At 37.1% G+C, this 18,605-nt stretch carries 12 protein-coding genes and 5 pseudogenes; 6 read left to right on the top strand and 11 right to left on the bottom strand.

All coding sequences use genetic code 11. From position 1 onward, the window contains the following. A partial coding sequence (locus AFK68_RS32815; RefSeq protein ID WP_143438555.1) for a hypothetical protein occupies positions 1-506 on the bottom strand: 506 nt, incomplete at its 3' end. A 52-nt stretch (positions 507-558) separates the two neighbouring features. Next, positions 559-1,287 carry a phosphoribosylaminoimidazolesuccinocarboxamide synthase gene (gene purC / locus AFK68_RS32810; protein ID WP_094678437.1) on the bottom strand — a complete coding sequence of 243 codons (729 nt, stop codon included), beginning with the start codon at positions 1,285-1,287 and terminating at the stop codon, positions 559-561. Positions 1,288-2,013: 726 nt separating this feature from the next. Between purC and AFK68_RS32805 the strand changes: the two genes are divergently transcribed. The 3 genes from AFK68_RS32805 to AFK68_RS32795 all read left to right on the top strand — a co-directional run bounded on the left by AFK68_RS32805 (position 2,014) and on the right by AFK68_RS32795 (position 6,626). Continuing rightward, positions 2,014-2,412: an SH3 domain-containing protein gene (locus tag AFK68_RS32805; RefSeq protein WP_094678435.1), complete on the top strand. Its 399-nt coding sequence runs from the start codon at positions 2,014-2,016 to the stop codon at positions 2,410-2,412. A 704-nt stretch (positions 2,413-3,116) separates the two neighbouring features. Then, positions 3,117-3,998 carry a hypothetical protein gene (locus AFK68_RS32800; RefSeq protein ID WP_094678433.1) on the top strand — a complete coding sequence of 294 codons (882 nt, stop codon included), beginning with the start codon at positions 3,117-3,119 and terminating at the stop codon, positions 3,996-3,998. A 516-nt stretch (positions 3,999-4,514) separates the two neighbouring features. Next, positions 4,515-6,626 (top strand): TIGR00300 family protein, encoded by a 2,112-nt coding sequence (locus tag AFK68_RS32795; RefSeq protein ID WP_094678431.1) that lies wholly within the window; start codon positions 4,515-4,517, stop codon positions 6,624-6,626. A gap of 708 nt (positions 6,627-7,334) precedes the next feature. Here the strand turns inward: AFK68_RS32795 and AFK68_RS32790 are convergent. The 7 genes and pseudogenes from AFK68_RS32790 to dhaK all read right to left on the bottom strand — a co-directional run bounded on the left by AFK68_RS32790 (position 7,335) and on the right by dhaK (position 14,639). Beyond that, positions 7,335-8,372, bottom strand: a complete 1,038-nt coding sequence (locus AFK68_RS32790) for a retropepsin-like aspartic protease (protein ID WP_094678429.1) — start codon at positions 8,370-8,372, stop codon at positions 7,335-7,337. 542 nt (positions 8,373-8,914) lie between these two features. Beyond that, positions 8,915-9,538, bottom strand: a complete 624-nt coding sequence (gene dhaL / locus AFK68_RS32785; RefSeq protein WP_094678427.1) for a dihydroxyacetone kinase subunit DhaL — start codon at positions 9,536-9,538, stop codon at positions 8,915-8,917. 339 nt (positions 9,539-9,877) lie between these two features. Further along, positions 9,878-11,558 (bottom strand): annotated as a pseudogene (gene ptsP / locus AFK68_RS47405) (phosphoenolpyruvate--protein phosphotransferase); the annotation flags it as partial. Between the two features lies 1 nt (position 11,559). Beyond that, positions 11,560-12,000: pseudogene (locus AFK68_RS47400) on the bottom strand (HPr family phosphocarrier protein); the annotation flags it as partial. Between the two features lies 1 nt (position 12,001). Then, positions 12,002-12,619: pseudogene (locus AFK68_RS40560) on the bottom strand (HPr family phosphocarrier protein); the annotation flags it as partial. A gap of 1 nt (position 12,620) precedes the next feature. After that, the coding region (gene dhaM, locus AFK68_RS40550; RefSeq protein ID WP_210407746.1) for a dihydroxyacetone kinase phosphoryl donor subunit DhaM at positions 12,621-13,013 on the bottom strand (393 nt) is incomplete at its 3' end. A gap of 552 nt (positions 13,014-13,565) precedes the next feature. Beyond that, positions 13,566-14,639, bottom strand: coding sequence for a dihydroxyacetone kinase subunit DhaK (dhaK, locus tag AFK68_RS32770; protein ID WP_094678421.1), 1,074 nt, complete (start codon positions 14,637-14,639; stop codon positions 13,566-13,568). Between the two features lie 106 nt (positions 14,640-14,745). Between dhaK and AFK68_RS32765 the strand changes: the two genes are divergently transcribed. The 3 genes and pseudogenes from AFK68_RS32765 (at position 14,746) to AFK68_RS32750 (ending at position 17,129) form a co-directional block, all read left to right on the top strand. Further along, on the top strand, positions 14,746-15,069 hold the full coding sequence (locus tag AFK68_RS32765; RefSeq protein ID WP_094678419.1) for a CU044_2847 family protein: 324 nt from the start codon (positions 14,746-14,748) through the stop codon (positions 15,067-15,069). Positions 15,070-16,359: 1,290 nt separating this feature from the next. Continuing rightward, positions 16,360-16,853 (top strand): annotated as a pseudogene (locus AFK68_RS43090) (formylglycine-generating enzyme family protein); the annotation flags it as partial. A 30-nt stretch (positions 16,854-16,883) separates the two neighbouring features. Next, positions 16,884-17,129 (top strand): SUMF1/EgtB/PvdO family nonheme iron enzyme, encoded by a 246-nt coding sequence (locus AFK68_RS32750; protein ID WP_094678413.1) that lies wholly within the window; start codon positions 16,884-16,886, stop codon positions 17,127-17,129. A 602-nt stretch (positions 17,130-17,731) separates the two neighbouring features. On the opposite strand, the gene AFK68_RS32745 is transcribed toward AFK68_RS32750, so the two are convergent. Both AFK68_RS32745 and AFK68_RS32740 read right to left on the bottom strand, forming a co-directional pair. Further along, positions 17,732-18,067 (bottom strand): XisI protein, encoded by a 336-nt coding sequence (locus AFK68_RS32745; RefSeq protein ID WP_094678411.1) that lies wholly within the window; start codon positions 18,065-18,067, stop codon positions 17,732-17,734. Next, positions 18,055-18,471, bottom strand: a pseudogene (locus AFK68_RS32740) (XisH family protein). Before AFK68_RS32740 ends, AFK68_RS32745 begins: the two are co-directional and overlap by 13 nt. Positions 18,472-18,605 lie beyond the last annotated feature (134 nt).

Below are 18,605 nucleotides of genomic sequence, written 5' to 3'. Positions count from 1 at the left end.
TCACTCTGATAATCAGATATTTCTGTAGTGAGAATACTGGCAATAAACTGTTTATTGACTAAGAGTTCTGATTTAGTTTCTGTTGATTTATTAATTAGGGTTATTTGAGGAATTTCTGTTTTTTCCAAAACATCTAAAGCTAAAAAATCAGTAAATTCTTTATCAGAAACAGAAGATAATTTTGTAACTTCTTTAACCTTTAATAAACCAGAAAATCCTAATTTTACTTCTGCTTCCGACCAAGATTTACTCAACAAATTATTGCTACTACCAAATAATTGTTGTGAAGACAAACTAGACCCTAACTCTAAAAAAGATTTGGCAGAAGAAAGTTGAGCAAATTGTGTTTTTGAATTAATTGATAGAGAAATAAAATTAGTATCTATATCAGTTTCTGATATTTGAGCATTAGCAGACTTTGAGATTCCAAAACTTGTTGAAGCAGCAAAGATGGCCACTAAAAACGGAGACAAGCGCATATAATTACTATCCCGTACAATCCACACACCAGTGAAATTTTCATACAAACCGTAAAATTGTACACTATTGAGGGTTATCTCAAACTTTCTGAGCTAAAATCCTTTCAAGAACTTGTTGATAGGCGGTTTCTACGTTACCAAGATCCCGACGGAATCGGTCTTTGTCCATAACTCGCTGGTTTGGGTCTGTTTGAGATTGGTCCCAAAGTCGGCAGCTATCTGGACTTATTTCATCTGCCAAAATCAAATTTTCATGTTTATCTAGGCCAAATTCGATTTTGAAGTCCACAAGAGTAATTTGGCATTGGTTAAAGAAATTTATCAGCAAGTCATTAATTTTCAGGGCAAAAGTCCGTATTTGTTCTAATTGTTCTGGGGTAGCTAGTTCTAATAGTAAGAGGCGATCGCGTGTTAGAAGTGGGTCTTGCAAGCTATCATTTTTATAACAATATTCTACTAAGGGAAATTTCAAGATAGTTCCTTCTGTTAATCCAGTTTGTCGGCAAAGACTACCAGCAGCAATATTTCTCACAATCACTTCTATAGGTAAAATTGTCACCCTTTTAACTCGCATTTGATCTGGTGCTGGACAGTCAATCAAATGAGTAGGTATACTATTAGCTTCCAGTAGCTTAAATATATGACTGGAAATAGTACAGTTAATCTTACCTTTCCCTGTTATTGTGCCTTTTTTTTGAGCATTAAAGGCTGTAGCATCATCCTTAAAATAAGTCAGAAATATTTCTGGGTCGTCAGTAGTATAGAGAATTTTAGCTTTGCCTTCGTAAATTTTTTGATTAGATGACATAAAAATTTTTTACTAGGGAATAAAAATAGACTGATGAGTAATAATTACTCTTTTATGTGCTTATCATAATATAAGTTTAATGTCAATATTTTCATGGCAATTTTAGAGCTATATCTGTGCTTGATTTTGATGTCACGTTTCTCAAACTGGCTGAGATACAAAAGTTTCCAATTTTAAGGAACACTGAATCTGAGAATAGAATAGCGGAGAGAAAAAAATACTGTACCTGATTAATAAGCTGTTAGGCATTTAAACCACTTATGTGTTGTATGCCTAGTTAAGAAAAAAACCCTTATTAATTTTGACTTTTGAATGCATGACTTTTGACTTGCTAATACGCATTTTAAATGCGTATTAGCTTAGGAGAACTACTATACATAACATAGTGGTTCATTGCTAAATTATTTCTTTGGTTCAACCATGACTAAAATAGGAAAACAAAACATAGAGAATAGGCTCAAAATAAAATAGTTTGCTCAATGGACAGATAACAATATTTGATTAAATAGACATCTCCGATAATTAAACATCAAATCAATTATCCTACAGAAATAATCAATTGTTTCCCCCTACTCCCTACTCCCTACTCCCTACTCCCTCTTTTCCACCAGAGGTCTAATAAAATTAATATTAAATTAATATTAAATGTCTTGTCCTAGGCAATCTTTTCTGAGAGGATAAATTTAAGATATCAGGGGTTATAAAATCATAATTGAGGAATAGAAAATGAAACAGATGATGACTTGGACAAAATCTGTAGCAATGAGTACCTTATTATCTATTGCTGCTGTTTCTGGTATTGGTCTTACTTCTATAGCAGCAGTATCATCTCAAAAGACTCCCATTGTTGATGAGTCAGTAACTACACTTCCCACTGAAACTCAAGGTGAAGATAAACTTGCTCACCACTATCATCGCAGGTCTTATGGTCGGTCTTATGGCAGATGTCGTCGAGTAGTAACTCGTTACAAAAATTTGCGTGTGAGAACATATCCTTGGGGTCGGGTGATAAATGCATTATATCCTGGTGCTCGTGTCCGTGTTATTGGCTACCATCATGGTTGGGCAAAAATTTCATATCCTTGTTATGGTTATGTATATGCTCATTATTTGAGACATTGTTAAATTTGATCGAATAAATATTGCCAGGGATGATCGCGGATGACCCAGACTTATACCTCTACCGCGAAATTCCTAGCATTTTTAATTTCTCATATTAAAAGTATTTAAGCGTTAATAAAAACCATACTTTTCTAAGTAGGTGAACATAAATAAAAGTAACAAGCTTAGGGCGGGTTTAATAGACTACATTCCTTTTATGTAGAGTCTTTCAGTTAAACCCGCCCCCTATAATTTTTGCAACATTTAATTAAACCTACTTACCAATGGATAATTGATAATTAATCAATCTGGCTTTATTGCCTATCCTAATAATCAATTATCTTAATAAATAGACATCTCCGAAAAAGATATAGATTTTTTACGGTAGTAGGGAACAGGGAACAGGGAACAGGGAACAGGTAAGATATTTTTACAAAAAAGGCAGGAAAAATGATTTTTTATGGTGAATTTTTCCTTCTTTAACTGCTCTAAGTAAGAGGTTTATTTATTTTCCGGAGATGTTGAATCAATAACAATAGTTGTAACCGTGCTTAAATTTGTTTTTTCCCTCATAAAAAAACAGGTAAAATTTGCTGTGTCTAAATTAATTCAATAATCTGCATAATGCTAAGAATTGTGTCAAAAAAACTTTGATGACAATACACAGATACAATCAATAATAATGAAGCAGCCAAAACATAAGCTACTAAGAAAAAAAGGAGTCAATAGTGAGCGATTCAATTAATGAATTACTAGATGAACTACCTAGTAATAATCTTACAGTAAAAACACTCAATGCTCTAGATTTTGTGGTTCCGGGGGAGTGGGAAAATGTAGTAGGTTTTAACCAAACTATTGAAGTAATTACAGGCGAGTCAGATGCAGACAGAATTCTAGATATCGGCAATAAAGCGATCGAGCTATACAATGATGCCGATAATGGATATCAGGGAGCTATGTGGTATTACAACCTAGTTGATAATGTAGACGGTGCCCTGGCAGCAGCAGCTATGGCCGAAATAGTTAGTGAAAAAATACCCTTTTTAAGTTTTTTAGGTAGCTTAACTCCCAAAGCTGACACAACTCAATCTGTTGACTTATGTCTGAAAATTGTAGCAGAGTTGATAGCTTATAGTAAACTTAATGGTCTACCCATTCTCGATCCAGGAGAATTTGTCACAAACCTAACTGAGGAGTATAGTGGTCCATCTCTAATGCGAATGGCGGCTTTGGTTTCTCTTGATGGTTTGGTGCCTTTGGGTCCAGACTTCCTGCAAAAAGTACAAGATACCCTGGATGGAGAGGGTGAAAGTGCTTTTGCGGATAATGCAGTTTTTGGAGCTATTAGCGATGCTATTCCTGGAGATGACAAATTTGGCTTTATTGCTAATACTTTCGGAGCAGTTAATGGGTGGATGGAGAACTTAGTCGGCTCGGTTGGTTTAACACCAGAAGGCATTTTTGAGGGTATTGGTGGGTTTATCGACTTTTCCGATGATGCTTTAGACTTGGTAGCTGCATTTCTGGATAAGAGTACAAACTACTTCCAACATACAGGTACTCAGTCCGTAGCTCGAAAGTTAATACAGCAAGCAGCAGAAGAAGCATAGGCTTAAGGAAGTCAGAAGTTATTTTTGTAATGGGGATTGGAGTAGCCCTCTAAAATGCGCCTTATTATGGTAGGGTTTGGGGGCTTCCTGAACCCTACCTACGCTTTTCCCTGCTCCGTAAATATCTTCAAAAAAAGCATTAGATGTGTCCCTGCCGTGATAATATAAAGTGTTAGCCTTTTTACGCTAAAATTCCGCTCCTGAATAAATAATTTTAGGAGTGAGTTTTCTATTGGTTACAAGACCCCGCCCTTAAAAAGCGGTTAGCGGTCAGCAATCAGCAGTCAGCAGTAAAGGTAAGACCGGGGATTTAAACCCCTAAAGGCACCAACAGGTTTATAGAAACCGGGGATGTTTTACCAGAGCTGCTAAAAGCTGTTAACGCAGTTCCGACCCATGAGGCTAGCTGTTTGCGGAGCATTCCGTGAGGAAATGCTAAAAGCTAATAGCTAGTTAAGGACGGAGTTTAAATAAAGTCAGTAGACGTATAAATATAGCATCTGCCAGGTAATAATTATGAATGATTCAATTCGCTTTCTCTTATGTGCGCCCGACCACTACGATGTGGACTATGTAATTAACCCTTGGATGGAGGGCAACATCCATAAATCTTCCCGCGATCGCTCCGTTGAACAATGGCATAAACTCCACGAGATTATTAAAGAACACGCTATTGTAGACCTAGTACCACCCCAAAAAGGTTGGCCTGACATGGTATTTACCGCTAATGCAGGTCTAGTTCTGGGAAACACCGTTGTTATCAGTCGTTTCTACCACAAAGAACGTCAAGGAGAAGAACCCTACTTCAAAGAATGGTTCCTCAACCAAGGCTTTATCGTTCACGAACTCCCTAAAGACCTACCCTTTGAAGGTGCAGGAGATGCTCTTCTAGACAGAGAAGGTCGTTACCTCTGGGCAGGATATGGCTTCCGTTCTGAACTCGACTCCCACCCACTTCTAGCAAAATGGCTCGACATCGAAGTGCTATCCCTGCGACTCATAGATGAGCGTTTCTACCATCTAGATACCTGCTTCTGTCCTCTAACTGGTGGTTACTTACTCTATTATCCACCCGCATTTGACTCCTACTCCAACCGTCTAATTGAAATGCGAGTGCCACCAGAAAAACGAATTATTGTGGCAGAAGGAGATGCAGTAAACTTTGCCTGCAATGCAGTTAATATTAATCAAACCATGATTATGAACAAGGTTAGTGATGACTTGAAATCAAGTCTTACCGAAGCAGGTTTCAACGTTATTGAAACACCTTTAACTGAGTTCCTGAAAGCAGGTGGAGCAGCAAAATGTCTTACCCTCCGAGTTACAGAACCAATTATACCCGATCATCAAGCTAAAGTGCTGGTCGAAAGTCGCACGGTTCGGATGGAAGGACATTTACTTGATTCTGGTTTAATTAATCAAGCTTTAGACTTAATAGTTGAAGGTGGTGGTAGTTTCAAAGTTCTCAACTTTAATCTGGGAGAACAACGTCAAAGCACTTCCCTTGCTGAAGTAAAAGTTTCTGCACCTTCCCATGAAGTCATGGAAGAAATAATGAGTCAGCTTATTGACATTGGTGCAGTCATTCCCACTGAAGATGTGCAGGATGCTAAATTGGAGCCAGTCGAACAAAATGGTGTTGCTCCTGATGATTTTTATGTTACTACTATTTATCCCACTGAAGTTAGAGTCAAAGGTCAGTGGATACGAGTGCAAAATCAAAGGATGGATGGAGCGATCGCTATTACTGAGGTAGATGGTAATATTCAAGCCAAATGTAAAGTTATCAGGGATGTAAAATTTGGCGAACAGGTAGTAGTAGATGTGGTAGGTATTCGCACTATCCGTAAAACAGAATCCCGTGAAAAGCGAAACAAAGAAGAATTCAGCTTTATGTCTGCTGGCGTTTCTAGCGAACGTCGTGTAGAGTTAGTCGTTGAACAAGTAGCCTGGGAATTACGGCAAATTCGCGATCGCGGAGGTAAAGTTGTAGTCACAGCAGGTCCGGTTGTGATTCACACTGGGGGTAGTGAACATTTAGCAAGTTTGATTCGTCAGGGATATGTACAAGCTTTGTTAGGTGGTAATGCGATAGCAGTTCACGATATTGAACAATCACTGATGGGAACTTCCCTCGGTGTAGATATGAAACAGGGAGTTGCAGTACATGGCGGACACCGACATCATCTGAAGACTATTAACACTATTCGACGTTGTGGTAATATTGCTAAAGCAGTTGAGACTGGCGTTCTTACGAATGGGGTGATGTATGAGTGTGTTAAGAACAATGTGCCGTTTGTTTTAGCAGGTTCAATTCGTGATGACGGACCTCTACCTGATACTCAAATGGATTTGATTAAGGCGCAGGAAGAATACGGTGAGTTGTTGAAAGGTGCTGATATGGTTTTGATGTTGTCAACTATGTTGCACTCTATTGGGGTAGGGAATATGACACCTGCTGGAGTGAAGATGGTTTGTGTGGATATTAATCCAGCAGTGGTGACTAAATTGAGCGATCGTGGTTCTGTTGAATCTATAGGTGTGGTGACAGATGTTGGTTTGTTCCTCAGTTTATTGATTACACAATTGGAGCAGTTGACCAGTCCTTATTCTTTAGCTCAAGTGTAAGCTTAGGAGTTAGGGAGCAAAGCTATTTGTAGTGGACTGAAACATCTAAAATGAGATATTATATCAAATCCGCTTACTTTAGAGTTCGGAGATTCTAAAAAAGGCAAAAACTCTAAATTTGGTAGGGGGTTTGTTCTCCAAACCCCTACAGGGATTTGATATTATTATTGGGGGCAGGTTCATTTAATTGAATGTTATTGCCCCAATAATTTAAGATGAAACCCGCCCCTAGCTATTGCAATATTTTTTAATTTCGCCCCTTTTGACTTCAGCTATAATTCTATTGTTTTTACTCAAGCACAACGTCAAGAACATGCCAATCTTGGTAGTAAGAGAACGTTAAACAAACAGGACTTACGCATAGCCACCATATCTAGCGAATCACGAATCGCCTCTACAGATGGTGTATGATTAGAGATTTTTTGTAAGTTCTGGTAAAGTTTTTTAATCATACTTATTATTCGTAACATTCTTTTTTAAAATTGGTATTACAATAACTAATTATCCGGATTTGATATTAATAATAAACTCCCTCCTGCCGGAAATTTTTCTGTTTTTTTCTGATTAAAGCGCCAATATTGTTGATAATTNATCACGAATCGCCTCTACAGATGGTGTATGATTAGAGATTTTTTGTAAGTTCTGGTAAAGTTTTTTAATCATACTTATTATTCGTAACATTCTTTTTTAAAATTGGTATTACAATAACTAATTATCCGGATTTGATATTAATAATAAACTCCCTCCTGCCGGAAATTTTTCTGTTTTTTTCTGATTAAAGCGCCAATATTGTTGATAATTATTCAAAAAGTTTTGTCCTAAAATTCCATCAACTTCTAATAACTTCAATACTGGGGAAGACAAAATTACTGTCTCTAAATTTTTCAGCTCATAATTCCCCATTTTTACTTTAGCTAAAGAAGCATATTCTGCCATTTCTATGCCACAAAAACCTTGCACTTGGATTGGCTGTCTTTCAGCCGCATAAATTTTTAACTGACTAGCTAATTTCTGAGAAATAAAAATACTTTCTGCTCCCGTATCTATCATAAAAATAAACGGACCTTTGCCATTAATTTCTACCTCAGCTAACATTACTCCTAACTTAGATTTCAGTGGGATAGCATCATTAATATTTTTAGCAGGTATTGGACTCGGAGGTAATAATCGTAATTCTTGGGTTTGAGGATTTATTTCTACATCAAAATTACTCAAAATATCCATTCCCAAAACTCCTGATAATCCATCTGGCATGACAGTGGTAGTAAATTCTAAACCTGTTAAATTTTCGACTTTAACATTATCAATTTTTAACACAGGTAAACGATGCAAATTAGCTTTCATTTCTGGGCATTCATCTCCTGCTACTGCATAAGTTAAAAGTTCTGGTGGTACAGGTTCCCCTGTTAATTCTAATTTTTTGATTGTTTCTGTTGAAATCATTGTAGTAGAAGCACCTGTATCTAATAAAAAATTACCTGATTTTTCTCCTAGAGTTACTTTCAAGGTAAAAGCTTTTCCACCGTCTAAAAATTCTAGGGGAATAGTTGCTTTTCCTGTTACTTTTGGGCGGGGTAAGTTTAGACCTTCTAGTTGTACAATTGCTCCAATTGATCTATTTTTTCGAGGGAATATAACTATATTTTGCGGAAAAATAATAGGTGTTAGTTGAGCTAAACTAGGGGCAATAATTATGCAGCTAATAGCTCCAATAATAATAGTTGTGATACTCTTAAATCTGTTCATATTTATTAGTTAATAGAGGACTCAATTTCTACAGTATCTAAGAGGATGTTTGAAAAGTATGAATTTTGATTTATATCTCCCCTAGCCCCCCTTTAAAAGGTCAAGTCCCCCTTATTAAGGGGGATTTAGGGGAATCGATGACTTCTCATATATAGGATTTACGCAAAGAAACCCGGTTTCTAGGATAAATCGTTGTTTTGAGCAATAGACGTCTAGGAGAAACCGGGTTTCTGGGTTCTCCTGCGTAAGTCCTGATATAGAATCCCTATAATTACTATAGCTAAGTCATTGCGACTGGAACGGAGTGGAAGGAAGCAATCTCCTNCAGAAACCCGGTTTCTAGGATAAATCGTTGTTTTGAGCAATAGACGTCTAGGAGAAACCGGGTTTCTGGGTTCTCCTGCGTAAGTCCTGATATAGAATCCCTATAATTACTATAGCTAAGTCATTGCGACTGGAACGGAGTGGAAGGAAGCAATCTCCTAAAACCCTGAGATTGCTTCCTATCGTCGATAGGGACGACTGTTCAACCGGATTCTATATCAAACTACCTCTAAGAGAGCTTTGAGAATGAGATAGATAGAAGTTGCCCCTGGGTCTTGATGACCGATACTGCGATCGCCTAAATAACTGGCTCTTCCTTTCTTAGCTAGCATTGGAATTGTATTTTTCATTCCCGACTCAGCAGCATTTACCGCTTGTTTCAAACTATCGAGAAAACTGGAACCATTTGCTACTGCTTCTGTAAAAGTATTTGCTGCTGGAGACAAAGCATCTAACATAGTTTTGTCTCCTAAGTTAGCTTTGCCACGTTGCACTACTCCCTCAACTGCAGCAGTGAATACTTTAGTCATATCTTCTGTAGTTAATTCTGACTTTCCTGCTACTACAGCACTTGCTCGTAAAAATAGAGTGCCATACAGAGGTCCACTAGCACCACCGATAGTAGAGATTAAAGTCATACTCACAGTTTTGAAAATACTGCCAATATCTTTATTTGTAACAGTGGGAAGTTGAGTTAGGACTTTCTGAAAGCCACGATTCATATTAATACCGTGGTCAGCATCACCAATAGCAGCATCTAATTCTGTCAGATAATCTTTGTTTTGCTCTAAGACTGTTGCTACTGTTTCCAGCCATTGGATAATTTGTTCTTTGTTTATCATAATCTTTTCACTTATCAGTTATCAGCACCTCTAGCAAAAAAAGTAGGTTGGGTTGAGGTAGGAAACCCAACATAAATATGACAATTATAGCGCTTGTGTTGAGTGTTATATAAAATCCGGATAATTACTATAGCTTGCGTCATTGCGACTGGAACGGAGTGGAAGGTTTGCGGAGCATTCCGGAACGGATAGCAATCTCAGGGTTTGAGGAGATTGCTTCCTATCGTCGCAATGACTAAGATTCAAGCGGATTCTATATTATAAGAAACCGGGTTTGTGGGAGATATACATAATTATGGTAGGGCGTTTAATACAAACCCGGTTTCTGGGTTCGCCACTTTATCTGATACCTAATTTATCAACAACATACTCTTGCACCGACTTCGCTCCATCCAACTGCAACACAGAATGAGCGATCGCCTTAACCTCAGACATATCCAATTCAGAAATTACTCTCTTGACAATAGATATTGCTGGTGGAGCTACACTCAACTCATCAACTCCTAACCCCAACAAAATTGGCACTGCTACCGAGTTCGACCCCAATTGACCACAAACACTCACCAAAATTTCCGCTTCATGGGCAGCAATTACAGTTTGTTGAATCATCCGCAATACCGCAGGTTCGAGACCATTAGCAAGATTAGCAACTTTAGAATTAGTGCGGTCAGCCGCCATAACATATTGACTCAAATCATTTGTACCAATACTGAAAAAATCTACTTCCTTTGCCAACTGGTTCGCCATTGTGACTGCTGCTGGCACTTCTATCATAATTCCCACTTTTATCTTATTTATAACAGAAATTGAGTTTTCAACTTCTGTCAAAATCTTTTTAGCTGCGCGTACCTCTTGCACAGATGACACCATTGGGAACATCACCTTAATATTATGTCCGTGACTCGCCCGCAAAATAGCTCGTAACTGAGTCTGCAAAATTTCTGGAGTATCTAAACTTTGCCGAATACCACGACATCCCAAAAAAGGATTAGCTTCTGACTCCTGCTTGATATAGGGAAGTTGTTTATCACCTCCGATATCTAGAGTACGGATAGTTAGAGGGCGAGTTCCCATAATTTGAGCGATCGCCCGATAACTCTCATATTCCTCTGCTTCTGTTGGTTGGGTTTGGCGATCGAGATAAAGAAATTCACTCCGCAATAAACCCACTCCTTCTGCACCACATTCTAAAGCAAATTCGGCATCAGCAACTCCCACAATATTTGCCATCAACGAAATTTTTCTACCATCTTTTGTTATTGCCTCCTGGGGTGTTTGAGATTTATCCAAAGTTTGACTTTGTTTTGCCTGTAACTCCTGTAACTGTGTCTGACTCGGTTCGATCCAAACTTCTCCTGTTGCCCCATCTAAAGCAATTTGAGAATTTGTTGGGGATGACAACAACTGAGTGCCTACTCCTACCACCATCGGGATACCCAAGGTATTTACAATTAATGTACTATGAGCAGTAACACTACCAGCGCTAGTACATATCCCTAATACAAAATTTGATTTCAGTTGTAAAGCAAGAGAAGGTGTTAAGTCTGGAGCTACCAAAATTCCTGGTTGTGAAAAATTGAGACTGCTGCTATTCTCACCTGTTAGCAGTTGCAGCACTCGCCCTCCAACATCTTTAATATCAATAGCTCGCGCCTGCAAGTAGGAATCTTCTAATTCTTGATAGGTATTAATCATTGCCTCAATAGCTTTTTTCCATGCTACTGCTGCACAGTGATTTTGTTTAAAAATGAGCTGATGTACTTCATCTAACAAAGTGGGGTCTTCTATATATAATAGTTGTGTTTGCAAAATATCAACTTGAGTATTATCAGTTGTACTTTTGTTAGATAGACTATCAATTATTCCTTGAATTTCCTTTTTTGCAGTTTCCAAAATTAACTGGAGATACTGCCATTCTACCTCTGGATCTTCTACAGGATAGTCTTCAACTTCTGGAATTGTTGGTTGATAATGTACTACTTTTCCGACTGCAATTCCTGAAGATGCTGGTGTTCCGAGTNATATCAACTTGAGTATTATCAGTTGTACTTTTGTTAGATAGACTATCAATTATTCCTTGAATTTCCTTTTTTGCAGTTTCCAAAATTAACTGGAGATACTGCCATTCTACCTCTGGATCTTCTACAGGATAGTCTTCAACTTCTGGAATTGTTGGTTGATAATGTACTACTTTTCCGACTGCAATTCCTGAAGATGCTGGTGTTCCGAGTAGTTGATTATCTGCATCTGGCGTTGTTGATATTTTTGCTTTTGTCTTGACAATTACTTCTGTCTCCCCGAAATTATTTGTGATTAATTCTTGGATTTTTGTTAGGGCTAAATCAACATCATTACCAGTTGCTCTTATTGCTATTTCATGTCCTTTTTTAACTGCTAATGTAATTACTTGATTAATACTTTTAGCATTTATTAGTTGACTATTTTTAGTCAAATTTTGCAGANTTGTTGATATTTTTGCTTTTGTCTTGACAATTACTTCTGTCTCCCCGAAATTATTTGTGATTAATTCTTGGATTTTTGTTAGGGCTAAATCAACATCATTACCAGTTGCTCTTATTGCTATTTCATGTCCTTTTTTAACTGCTAATGTAATTACTTGATTAATACTTTTAGCATTTATTAGTTGACTATTTTTAGTCAAATTTTGCAGAGTAATTTCAGATTGAAATTGATTAGCTATGGCTACTAATTTTGCTGCGGGGCGAGCATGAATTCCTAATTTATTTTTAACAGTAGTTTGAATTGTCTTTGATGAATTTTCTTTTTCTATATTGCTGCTATTTTCTGGCTTTTCATCTGCTACTATTTCATCAACATTAATCTGAGATATCTTAGCTGTTAAAGCTGCATTAGCTTCTGCCATAACCTGTTGAATATTAGCTCCCAAAGAAGCTTGAATTATAGCAGAAATTGCTCCTTCTACCAAAGGTGCTGTACAGATTTTAATATGATTTATTTGGCTTGATGATAAAAATTCTAGAGCCATTTCTGTACTCATTACCGCACTGCCTAAATCCATTAATACTAAGACCCCAGCATCACTATAAACAGATTCTATTGNAGCTTCTGCCATAACCTGTTGAATATTAGCTCCCAAAGAAGCTTGAATTATAGCAGAAATTGCTCCTTCTACCAAAGGTGCTGTACAGATTTTAATATGATTTATTTGGCTTGATGATAAAAATTCTAGAGCCATTTCTGTACTCATTACCGCACTGCCTAAATCCATTAATACTAAGACCCCAGCATCACTATAAACAGATTCTATTGCCTCTTGTACTTTAATAACATCAGTACCAAAAGGATTTTCTGGGTCATCTATTCCAGCAGCGATCGCTATTGGTGCTGGTTCTTGAGTCATTTGTTTTGCTAATTCTACCACTGCCTCGGCTAATTTGGCACTGTGGGATACCAGTACAATTCCTACTTTGTTTTCTGAAGAAGCTTTCGTCATTTTTTTATATATTTTTGATATTACTGCTTAACATATAAATATTACATAAACGTCAGAGAAAAAATCACATCTAAATCAGTAATTTGGCAATTATGTCATATCAATTCCGGTAGCATCATTAGTATATAAAATTAAGATAACAACGGAAAAAACATTCTGCCTTCTGCTTTCCTAAAATATTCGTAGGGGTTTGGTCTCCAAACCCATTCAACCGGACATGATATCAACCCTAAATGGGTTGTAACATTTTCTTCGTTTGGTTTCTCAACCCTTGGTTTACCAACCAAATTTAACGTGGTATTTGGAGACCAAACCCCTACAGTTTTTTTCACAAANATGATATCAACCCTAAATGGGTTGTAACATTTTCTTCGTTTGGTTTCTCAACCCTTGGTTTACCAACCAAATTTAACGTGGTATTTGGAGACCAAACCCCTACAGTTTTTTTCACAAATACATAATTTTTGAGTATTTACCTACTAACTTTTTTTGAGCAAAAAAATTAGCTCTAAATTTAACTTCTGACTTCTGACTTCTAACTTCTGACTTATATTAAATTCCCCATCTTAATGCTGCAGTTTTGACTGGCGCATCCCAGAATTTAATTAACTCATCATCCAATTTCAACAGAGTAATAGAACAACCTTGCATTTCCAAGGAAGTAATATAATGCCCAATCAAATTACGCACAATTTTTAATCCTTTTTGTTCGCATATTTCTGCTAATTTCCGATAGACAATATATAACTCAGAAATAGGAGTACCACCCATACTATTCACAAAAGCCAGAAGGCGATCGCCTGGTTCAAATGGTGAGTCTATTAATTTCACTTCCTGCCATTCTCCTTTCACCTCATCCCACTCCCGCACCATCCGACTATAACCGACATCTTCAATAATATTAATAGCTAACATTTCTGCAATTTCATCTGCTGACTTCATCGCCATTCGTTCTCTCCCTGGTTCCCCATGAATACCAATACCGAATTCAATTTCGTTATTGCCTAACTCAAAAGTAGGACTACCCTTAGCAGGTGTGGTGCATGATGTCAATGCCATTCCCATACTGCGCCCATTGAGATTTACTTTCCGGCAAAGGTCAGCTATTTGCTTGATGTCATAACCAGCTTCAGCAGCAGCGCCACAAATTTTTTCTGCTAATACCGTTGTTCCGACACCCCGTCGCCCTTGAGTAAAAAGACTGTCTTTAACGGCGACATCATCATCTATTAATATATTCAAGACTCGGATATTTTCTGAGAGAGCAAGTTCAGTTGCCATCTCAAAATTCATCACGTCGCCACTATAATTTTTGACAATGTTGAGAATACCTGCACCTGAGTTGACAACTTTCGCTGCTTCTAACATTTGGTCAGGAGTGGGAGAGGTAAAAATCTCACCAGGGCAAGCAGCGTCTAACATTCCCATGCCGACAAAACCGCCGTGCATGGGTTCGTGGCCGCTACCACCACCAGAGATGATGGCAACTTTATTTTTGATTGGTGCATCAGCGCGGTAGATGAAATGGGGGTCGAGGTTGACTTTTATTAGATCGGGGTGAGCGATCGCCATACCTTGGAGACTTTCACGAACTACATCGTTGGGATTATTAATAAGTTTTTTCATTGGATATATCCTGATTACTAATTGTATTTATATTACAAGAAAATGACCTAAGAATTACTGATATATGCTTAAATAGAATAGCAGTTAAATTCAATAATCAACGTACATGGCCACCAGACTAATTGAACTAGAAGATGGGATTTGGGTTGAAGCAGAAGTTGCAGATGATGAGGCAAAGCCAATTTCTACTAATGTTGCCAAAAAAGTCCAATCTAGTTTTGATAAAGTTAAACCTATATTAATTAGTATTAGTCGCCCTATTGCTGAAGCTTGGCAAGAAATTAATAAAGATATGGAAATTGAACAAGCTGAGGTGGAAGTGGGTTTTAATTTTGAGGGAGAAGGAAATCTATATATTACTAAAGGAAAGGCAGGTGCAAATTTAAAAGTTAAATTAGTGCTGAAACCGAAACAGTCAGAGAATGATTAATCTGAGAAAATTAAAAGAATCAATTGTTTTAATTACCAGTGCTAAAAAAGGAAATGTTATTGGCACTGGATTTGCTTTTTATCAGCAGGAAGATTATACTTATCTGCTTACTTGCGCTCATGTTGTTGAGGATGTGGGTGGTGAAGAAAATCTAAGGGTAAATGATATTCCTGTAGAACTTCTGGAAATAGGAGATCCTCAAGGTTTTGATTTAGCAATTTTAAAAGTCAAATATATTTTTCCGCCCTTAACATTAATGATTTTATATGGGGAACAAGAAAGAAGTTTTGAAATTAAAATTCCTGGTAACTTTCTTATGGGTGAAAATAAGGCACGCCGTCGCCAGATAATAACAGGAATAATGATGGTTGATGGAGAAACAGCATTACAAACAATAGATAATAAGGAAGAAGAAGTTACTGTNCAATTTTAAAAGTCAAATATATTTTTCCGCCCTTAACATTAATGATTTTATATGGGGAACAAGAAAGAAGTTTTGAAATTAAAATTCCTGGTAACTTTCTTATGGGTGAAAATAAGGCACGCCGTCGCCAGATAATAACAGGAATAATGATGGTTGATGGAGAAACAGCATTACAAACAATAGATAATAAGGAAGAAGAAGTTACTGTTGGTAAACTAAAAATAGATAAAGGAGAACTTCAAAAAGGTTATAGTGGGGCACCTGTTGTTGATTTAGATACAGGTTTTGTTGTTGGTATAACTACCCACATGGAGGGAGAAAACCAAAATTTGGGAAAGTTTGGCACAGCAATATCAATTGATTTAAACACAGGTTTTGTTGTTGGTATAACTACCCATATGGAGGGAGAAAACCAAAATTTGGGAAAGTTTGGCACAGCAATATCAATAGCAGCTTTAGAAAAGATTTGGCGTGAAATGCCTCCTGAAGTTTCTCGACAAATTATAGGAGAACCTGTAGAAACCTATGATAATTTACCTGCTGAAGAAATTCCAGTAGAAACTGTAGAAAATTCTGATAATTTATCTGCTGAAAAAACTCCAGTAGAACCTATAGAAACTTCTAAGAATTTATCTGCTGAAGAAATTATAGCACCAAAACAATTAGACGTTCCTGATAATTTACCTGCTCAACAAATTACACCGCCATTTGATGTAATAACAGTCAACAGCAAAGGTGAAGAAATTAGTCGTCGTTCCCATCAAGCACGATTTTTTACTGAAGATTTTGGTAATGGCGTGATATTGGAAATGATTTATATTCCTGGGGGTACTTTTATGATGGGTTCGCCGGAAAATGAAGAGGGAAGATTTGATAACGAAAGTCCTCAACATCAAGTTACTCTCCAACCTTTTTATATGAGCAAATATCCCATTACTCAAGACCAATATCAAGCCATTATGGGAGAAAATCCCTCTAACTTTGGAGGAGGAAAAGGTCATGTAGTAATGGTGACAGGGGACGATGCCACAGAATTTTGTCAAACCCTATCTCAGAAAACTGGGAAAAACTACGGACTACCTAGTGAGAGTCAGTGGGAATATGCTTGTCGTGCAGGTACAACCACACCATTTTATTTTGGGGAAACTATAACGTCTTATTTAGTTAACTATAATGGTAACTATACTTATGGCAATGCTTCTAAAGGTTTCTATCTAGAAAACACAACTCATGTAGGGAGCTTTCCTCCCAATGCTTTTGGTTTATATGATATGCACGGGAATGTCTCGGAATGGTGCGCTGATGACTGGCATGACAATTATCAAGGTGCGCCGAGTGATGGCAGTGCTTGGCTAGAAAANTTCCTCCCAATGCTTTTGGTTTATATGATATGCACGGGAATGTCTCGGAATGGTGCGCTGATGACTGGCATGACAATTATCAAGGTGCGCCGAGTGATGGCAGTGCTTGGCTAGAAAATGATCAAAAAGAAGACAATGCCGTGCTGCGGGGCGGTTCCTGGTTCAACGATCCTTCTGACTGCCGTTCCGCGTATCGCGAAGGCTTCGATAGGGGCCTCGACTGCTACAACCTTATTGGTTTTCGTGTTGTGTGTGGTGCCGGGATAACTCTTTAACCCTTTATTCTTTTCCCCTTTTACCCTTTATCCTCTTTTATTTTTTCTCTTTTGTCTCCGCCTCACGGCGGATCGATTTTTTTTCATATTTAGTGGTGATTAACTGTTGAACTTAAACCGTAGAAATATAGTTGTAAAATTTACAAAAGTGTTGTAATATTAAACAGGTAACAACAAAGCTATGAAAAATAGAAGCCGATATTAATGGCAGTCTTCAAATATAAGATAAGAAATTCCCAGGAGCATTTACTGTTGAGGGAATAGTGAGCTGTGCCGTACAGCCTATATTGGTTAATCCAATATCAAGATAAAAGCTGTTACAATTTTCTACAGTTTTTTTCGTACGGTGAAAATAGTTAGCTTTGACTTTTATATTTAATCCCCCGAAGCAATCTCAGAGTTTGAGAGATTGCTTCGGGGGTATTTTGGGTAGTAGGGAAAAATTATTGTCAAATATTTCCCCTTGCAATGACATTGAGACCAAAACTGTCATTATTTGATTTTTGATTCATCTATTGCGCAATAGTTTTTAGATTTTAGATAAATTCAGGAGAGCGATCGCTTTCTTCCACAAATACCAACAAACTCCAACTTTATTGATTTTACGACACAGCAAAACCTGTATATTTCCGCTTGTAAGGTGCATGAAAAGCCAGAATAATATCTGATTTTGGCACTCCTAAATCTAATAATTCATTAGCAATACCGATTTCTGTACCATCATGTTGTATCCAGATTTTTTCATTTTTAATATCTATTTGCAGCACACAACCCCGTACTCGTCTATTGCCATGCCAACCTACATTGAGAAGTTGATAATGATCTCTTTGTTCGTCAAAAACAACTTGTACTTCTATGTCTCCATAAGATGGTTTGTATTGACTATACTCAGTAATAATATTTTTGACATAATTCCTATATTTAGTTAATTTTTCCATTCCACAATTACCTCATTTGCAGGATTATAAATAATTAATTTTATCTGATTTTCTTCAACTGCTACTTGAGTAAATACCAGGGTAAAGAAACTTTCATAAGTATCCTCAGAAACAGCTAAATATAGACATCTTTCCGGTTCAATTCTCCTTAATACCGTTCGGTAGTTAATAAATTGCCCCAAAGCATTATGAAATTCTGAAATTAGAGACTGTCGAATAAAACTTTTAATTTCAACAGCAATTTTTTTGCCATCTTTTTCAGCGCCAACAAGTTTTTCAGCACCTAAATCAACATACAGATCGACTCCACCAAATTCTAAATAAAGAGGATCGTTAGTAATAATCTAATTTTCTTTGATTAAGGCATTTTTGACAGCATCATGGAAGACATCTTTAGCAGGCATAATTTACTACAACTTCAACACTTTATATTGTATAGCTATTTTCGGACAGCTTTTGAAGAAAAAAGCTTCATTCTTCATGCCCAAAATATATTGCCTATTGGTGACGAAGATTTAAACAGGAAACATTTAGAAAT

The organism is Hydrocoleum sp. CS-953 (assembly GCF_002260545.1).
GTDB lineage: Bacteria > Cyanobacteriota > Cyanobacteriia > Cyanobacteriales > Microcoleaceae > Trichodesmium.
This window is presented reverse-complemented; position numbering and strand designations above follow the sequence as displayed.

Bases quoted from the DNA above. Each gene is read 5' to 3' on its own strand.
- purC (WP_094678437.1), bottom strand. From the start codon at position 1,287: ATGTCATCTAATCAAAAAATTTACGAAGGCAAAGCTAAAATTCTCTAT.
- AFK68_RS32805 (WP_094678435.1), top strand. From the start codon at position 2,014: ATGAAACAGATGATGACTTGGACAAAATCTGTAGCAATGAGTACCTTA.
- AFK68_RS32795 (WP_094678431.1), top strand. From the start codon at position 4,515: ATGAATGATTCAATTCGCTTTCTCTTATGTGCGCCCGACCACTACGAT.
- AFK68_RS32790 (WP_094678429.1), bottom strand. From the start codon at position 8,372: ATGAACAGATTTAAGAGTATCACAACTATTATTATTGGAGCTATTAGC.
- dhaL (WP_094678427.1), bottom strand. From the start codon at position 9,538: ATGATAAACAAAGAACAAATTATCCAATGGCTGGAAACAGTAGCAACA.
- dhaK (WP_094678421.1), bottom strand. From the start codon at position 14,639: ATGAAAAAACTTATTAATAATCCCAACGATGTAGTTCGTGAAAGTCTC.
- AFK68_RS32765 (WP_094678419.1), top strand. From the start codon at position 14,746: ATGGCCACCAGACTAATTGAACTAGAAGATGGGATTTGGGTTGAAGCA.
- AFK68_RS32750 (WP_094678413.1), top strand. From the start codon at position 16,884: ATGCACGGGAATGTCTCGGAATGGTGCGCTGATGACTGGCATGACAAT.
- AFK68_RS32745 (WP_094678411.1), bottom strand. From the start codon at position 18,067: ATGGAAAAATTAACTAAATATAGGAATTATGTCAAAAATATTATTACT.